The following is a 5,358-nucleotide window of genomic DNA, read 5'->3' as shown; positions in this document are numbered from 1 at the left end:
CCGGTGGACCGTCGGGGAGGGTGAGGTGCGCGGCCTGAACTGGAGCACCCGGTGCTCCTCATCAGAGCTTATGGGCCGCTGGGATTTCATGGGGCGAGGATCACTCCGAAGCAGCGATTTTTTGATAGCACAGGTGGTGAACGCGTTGCAGAAAATCTTCTCAACGCGTACGTGCATTGCGCTTTTGCACGACCTCTTCGTGAGGGCCCGCGACGGATCGCGGAAGCGGTCGTCATGCCGGCGTGAGGACGCGGGGGGTGCGTTGCAACACCAGCCATGGCGCCTGCCGCGCCTGGTCCCGCGAACATCGGCTTGTGATCTTCCTGTCCGGGCCGAACGCATTTTGTCGCCGCCGCGCCCATGGCATAATCCATGGGAACCTGGACGACCGGTTGCATCAATGTGAGAGGGCCCTTCGACCATGACCACGAACGCGCGCGAGCCGAGAGTGCATCCGGTGCCGATCCTGTCGCTTCGGCCGACGCAGATGACGGTCGGCATGCGCGAGGTCAAGGAGAAGCGCAAGCGCTGGCGCGAGCACGACCGCAGGAAGCAGGCCGATCTGCTCGGCAAGCACATGATCCCCGTCGTGTACGGGCCGGACGAGCGCTACTACGTGATCGACCATCATCATCTCGGCCGCGCATTGCACGACGAGGGCGTCAAGGAGGTGCTGGTGACCGTCGTCGGCGACCTCAGGATGGTCGAGCGCGAGGCCTTCTGGGGCGTGATGGACAACAAGCGCTGGGTCTACCCTTACGATTCCAAGGGGGAGAGGCGGCAGTTCCRGGACCTGCCGAAATCGGTTGCCGATCTCAAGGACGATCCTTTCCGCAGCCTTGCCGGCGAGCTCCGCCGCCTGGGCGGCTTCGCCAAGGACACCACGCCGTTCTCCGAATTCCTGTGGGCGGACTTTCTGCGCCGTAAACTGTCGCGCAAGGCGGTGGATGCCGATTTCGACAAGGCGCTCGAGAAGGCCATGTCCGCGGCCAAGAGCAAGGATGCGATCTATCTGCCCGGCTGGTGCGGGCCGGCGTCGGACGATTAGGCGCGGGCGCTCACATCAATCGCGTTGGAAGATCTTGGCGCCGGGGTAGACGCGCCGGGCGTACGTGACGACCAGCGCGCGGTCCTGGGTTTCCAGGAAGGGCGTTCGGATCTGACACGATCCGACAATGAGATGCCACAGACCATTGAGCTTCCGGATGACGACGTTCATTTGAGTATTCCTCGAAGACTCTGCATTCCAGCGCAGTCTTGCGATTCACGATCGCGACCGCAGGCGTAAAATTCCCAACGCCGCTCCCGTTCCGCTGCAAGACACTGCACCCTTGTTAGTTGGTTACGGCATGCGGCCCTGTGAGCCTGATCTCATCACAGCTACTTGAGCGAAATCATTTTCCGCACCCATGAAACCATCCTGAAACAGAACCGTCCCAACTGTTGGGGGTAGTCGAGCTCACACAGGAGGCCGAGATGCGCCGTCTGGTTTTCGGAATTGCCTTGCTCGCCGTTGCCTCAGCAGGCATCTCGGCGTCGTTCGCCGCAGTTCACCACGCCAAGACGTTGACGTTTTCCGAGCGCTTTGCCCCGGCGCTCGAGTTGATGGCGAAGCGATAGCGGCGTAGCGCGTCGCAGCCGCGGGCCGATCACTTTGGGTGTTGCGGTCCCGGCGAGGACAGCAGGCGCTCCATCTCCGCGGCGGCTTCGCCGTCGCGTGCCTTCTGCAACAGCGTGTGGCGCTCGGCGCCGGCCGGGAGCTTTCTGGCGGCGGCGCGGGCCTCTTGCGTGAACTTGTCCAGGCGCTCCTGGAGCGACAGAGCCGGTCGCGTGCGGTTGCGTTTCTTGGTCATGGTTTGGCCTTTCCGACACACCGAGCCAACCATGTGGACGCGAGCGGCGTCCTTAACTTTTGTTGGAACCCGCGGCGCGGATCGCGGGTTTCATTCCAGCCGGCGCCCAGCGCCATGATTCGAATTCATGCGAACGGAGCGACTTCGCGTGCCCAGCGATACGATCCGTGCTGCGCTTGTCAGGCGTTTGCGCATCTCTTCCGGCATCTCGGAGGAGGATGTCAGGGAAATCGAAGCGCTTCCGATCGCGGTGAGACAGTATCCGGCGGAAACGCCCGTGGTGAGAGATGGCGAGCGGGCCACCGAATGCTGCCTGATTGTCGAGGGATTTTGCGCACGCTCCAAGACGATCGCGAGCGGGAAGCGACAGATTCTCTCACTGCACATTCCCGGCGAGATCCCGGACCTGATGAGCCTGTTCCTGCACGTGATGGACCATGAGCTCTCGACGTTGACGGCGTGCACGCTGGGCTTCATCAGCCACGATACGCTGCGAAGATTGCACCAACGCAGGCCGGTCGTCGCCGAGATGTTTTGGCGGGACACGCTGATCGACGCCGCGATGTTTCGCGAATGGATCGTCAATGTCGGCCAGCGTCCGGCGCCTGCGCGCCTCGCCCATGTCATGATCGAGCTGCGCGAGCGCCTCAGGGTCATCGGTCGCGTGGACGACGAAAATTTCGAGATGCCGCTGACCCAGGAGCAGATCGGCGAAGCCCTGGGGATCACGGCGGTCCACGCCAACCGGGTGATCAAGCAGTTGCGCCAGGATGGCATCGTCGAATTTCAGCGTGGCCGCGTCACCGTACTCGACGAGGCTCGATTTTTGGAACTCGCGGATTTCGACGGTCGTTATCTCCACCAGTCGCCGACGCTTTGAGTCGCCCGATGCCGCAATTCCATTTCGAGGGGACGCCGTTCCTGAAAGTGTCGATTATGCTGGATGTCGAGGAAGCCGAGGCGGCAGACCGGGTCGAACGTGCGGCCCAACGGCGCAGGTGAATTTGACGTATCGCAAACCGACGTCGGTGCCGGCCGCTAAGGTCCGCCGGCATGACAGCCGAACCAGCATTGCGCTCCCGCCTCGCCAGATGGGCTCCGGATCATGCCGACCTGGAGACACGACGATGAGCCTGATCCTTCGCATTCTGTTTGTCATCGCCGGAGCCATCACGGCGCTGTTCGTTGCGCGTGATGCGCTGAACTTCACCATCATCCAGACCTTCGTCGCCATACTGCTCGTGACGGCCGTCCTGCTCGCCGGAAGTCTCTGGAGCCTGCGGCGGAAGACGTGAGCGGCACGGAAGCCACGAGACCGGCCGGGCTGAGCGAGGCCGAGGCCCGGGCGCGGCTGGAAGAAGACGGCGCCAACGAATTGCCTCGGCCCGAACGACGCAGTCCCCTGCGCATCGTCATGGAAGTGCTGCGCGAGCCGATGCTCGTGCTGCTGCTCTGTGGTGGGCTGGTCTACCTCGTGCTCGGCGATCTCAGGGAAGCGCTGATCCTTCTGGTCTTCGGTGCGATGTCRATCGTGATCACGGTGGTGCAGGAGACCCGGACCGAGCGCGTGCTGGAAGCCTTGCGCGACCTGAGCAGCCCGCGCGCGCTCGTGGTGCGGGATGGTGCGCGTCGACGCATCGCGGGCCGCGAGGTCGTGCGCGGCGATCTTCTCGTTCTTGGCGAAGGGGACCGCATTCCGGCCGACGCCGCGCTGGTGGACGCACGCGATCTGCAAATCGACGAGTCGCTGCTGACCGGCGAGTCGGTGCCCGTCCGCAAGCAGGTCGCCGACAAGGCCGCGTCAGCCGATCACCGGCCGGGCGGCGAGGATCAGCCCTTCGTGTATTCCGGTTCTCTCATCGTGCGCGGCGAGGGGCTGGCGCTGGTGGAGGCCACCGGCCCGCGCAGCGAGATCGGGAAGATCGGGCTGTCGCTGCGCGGCTTGCAGGCCGAGCCGCCCCGGCTTCAGCAACAGACCGCAAGACTGGTGCGGCTCTGCTTCCTCGGCGGCGCCGTGGTCAGCCTGGCGGCCATCGCGCTCTACGGAGTCTTGCGTGGGGATTGGCTGCAAGCGCTGCTTGCGGGCATCGCCATCGGCATGGCGATGCTGCCGGAAGAATTTGGCGTCGTGCTCACCGTCTTCATGGCGATGGGAGCCTGGCGGATTTCACAAGCCCGCGTCCTGACGCGGCGAGCCGCCGCCATCGAGGTCCTCGGTTCTGCGACCGTCCTGTGCACCGACAAGACCGGGACACTGACGCAGAACCAGATGTCCGTCGCCGAGCTGCGGCTGCTCGGCGGGGCACGCATGCGTCCAGAGACGGCCGGGCGGGATGATGCGAGGCCCGAATTTGCCGAGCTGGCGCGTTGCGGTGCTCTGGCGAGCTCTCCGGAGCCGTTCGACCCGATGGAGAAGGCTCTGCATCTGTTCGCGCATGCCGTCTTAGACGATGCGCCGGATGGCGAGCGGACGCTGGCGCATAGCTACGGTCTGCGCCCCGAACTGCTGGCCATGACGCAGGTCTGGCGGATAGCCGGCCGGGCGGACCTCCTCGCATGCGCCAAGGGGGCGCCCGAGGCGATTGCGAGGCTGTGCAGGATGAATGCTGCCGATCAAGAATCGGTGCGCGATGCCGCCAGCGCGATGGCGAAGGACGGGCTTCGCGTGCTGGGGGTGGCCGTTGCCGTGTGCGATGACGCGGCACTCCCGCCGTCGCAGGAGGCTTTCGCGTTTCAATTTGTCGGCCTGGTCGGGCTTGCCGATCCGCTGCGGCCCCATGTCCCGGAGGCGGTTGGCGAATGCCGCGCGGCGGGAATCCGCGTCGTCATGATCACGGGCGATTATCCGGCAACAGCCGTTGCCATCGCGAGCCAGGCCGGGCTCGATGTTCGTGACGTCATGACCGGCGATCAGGTCAGGCTGGCGGACGATTCGGAGCTCGCGGGACGCGTCGGGCATGTGAACGTGTTCGCCCGGGTCTTGCCGGAACAGAAGCTGCGCATCGTCCAGGCGATGAAGCTCAACGGCGAGATCGTGGCGATGACCGGCGACGGCGTCAACGACGCGCCCTCGCTCAAGGCCGCCCATATCGGCATCGCGATGGGAGGGCGTGGGACCGACGTCGCGCGTGAGGCGTCGGGGATCGTCCTGCTCGACGACGATTTCGGTTCGATCGTGTCGGCCATTCGTTTGGGCCGCCGCATCTACGACAATCTGCGCAAGGCAATGGCCTTCATCTTCGCCGTTCATGTCCCGATCGCCGGACTTGCGCTATTGCCTCTGGTCTTCGGGTTGCCGCTGATCTTCAGTCCGGTGCATATCGCGTTTCTGGAGCTGATCATCGACCCCGTCTGCGCGCTGGTGTTCGAGGCGGAGCGGGGCGAGCGCGATGCGATGACGCGTCCGCCGCGACGGCCTGATTCCGAGCTTTTTTCATGGGCATTGGTTGGCTGGAGCGTGCTTCAGGGCGCTCTCGCATTTGCCCTGACCGCCATCATCTTCGTC

The 5,358-nt window shown here is 64.6% G+C and carries 7 protein-coding genes; 5 read left to right on the top strand and 2 right to left on the bottom strand.

Features of this window, described 5'->3' with window-relative positions; all coding sequences use genetic code 11:
• Positions 1-421 precede the first annotated feature (421 nt).
• Entirely contained in the window at positions 422-1,048 is a 627-nt protein-coding gene (locus AC1D00_RS24885; protein ID WP_477012469.1) for a ParB-like protein, read from the top strand.
• Positions 1,049-1,063: 15 nt separating this feature from the next.
• Here AC1D00_RS24885 and AC1D00_RS24880 read toward each other — a convergent pair whose 3' ends face one another.
• Positions 1,064-1,219 carry a hypothetical protein gene (locus AC1D00_RS24880; protein ID WP_167770677.1) on the bottom strand — a complete coding sequence of 52 codons (156 nt, stop codon included), beginning with the start codon at positions 1,217-1,219 and terminating at the stop codon, positions 1,064-1,066.
• A 257-nt stretch (positions 1,220-1,476) separates the two neighbouring features.
• On the opposite strand from AC1D00_RS24880, the gene AC1D00_RS24875 reads away from it, so the two are divergent.
• Positions 1,477-1,620 (top strand): hypothetical protein, encoded by a 144-nt coding sequence (locus AC1D00_RS24875; protein ID WP_167770676.1) that lies wholly within the window; start codon positions 1,477-1,479, stop codon positions 1,618-1,620.
• A gap of 29 nt (positions 1,621-1,649) precedes the next feature.
• On the opposite strand, the gene AC1D00_RS24870 is transcribed toward AC1D00_RS24875, so the two are convergent.
• The gene (locus tag AC1D00_RS24870) at positions 1,650-1,853 is read right to left on the bottom strand and encodes a hypothetical protein (protein ID WP_135173925.1); all 204 of its coding nucleotides are present in this window, start codon (positions 1,851-1,853) and stop codon (positions 1,650-1,652) included.
• A gap of 148 nt (positions 1,854-2,001) precedes the next feature.
• Between AC1D00_RS24870 and AC1D00_RS24865 the strand changes: the two genes are divergently transcribed.
• From AC1D00_RS24865 to AC1D00_RS24855, 3 genes are all read left to right on the top strand, one after another.
• A complete protein-coding gene (locus AC1D00_RS24865) occupies positions 2,002-2,733 on the top strand; it encodes a Crp/Fnr family transcriptional regulator (protein WP_135173924.1) in 732 nt (243 codons plus the stop codon).
• A gap of 247 nt (positions 2,734-2,980) precedes the next feature.
• Positions 2,981-3,148 (top strand): hypothetical protein, encoded by a 168-nt coding sequence (locus AC1D00_RS24860; protein WP_167520681.1) that lies wholly within the window; start codon positions 2,981-2,983, stop codon positions 3,146-3,148.
• Positions 3,145-5,358 (top strand): HAD-IC family P-type ATPase (locus AC1D00_RS24855; RefSeq protein WP_477012468.1); only part of this gene is annotated, 2,214 nt, incomplete at its 3' end. The genes AC1D00_RS24860 and AC1D00_RS24855, both read left to right, overlap by 4 nt.

The sequence above is a fragment of the Bradyrhizobium sp. P2_E8 genome, assembly GCF_056403875.1.
This window is presented reverse-complemented; position numbering and strand designations above follow the sequence as displayed.

Coding starts and splice junctions, on each gene's coding strand:
- AC1D00_RS24875 (WP_167770676.1), top strand. CDS start 1,477: ATGCGCCGTCTGGTTTTCGGAATTGCCTTGCTCGCCGTTGCCTCAGCA.
- AC1D00_RS24860 (WP_167520681.1), top strand. CDS start 2,981: ATGAGCCTGATCCTTCGCATTCTGTTTGTCATCGCCGGAGCCATCACG.
- AC1D00_RS24880 (WP_167770677.1), bottom strand. CDS start 1,219: ATGAACGTCGTCATCCGGAAGCTCAATGGTCTGTGGCATCTCATTGTC.
- AC1D00_RS24870 (WP_135173925.1), bottom strand. CDS start 1,853: ATGACCAAGAAACGCAACCGCACGCGACCGGCTCTGTCGCTCCAGGAG.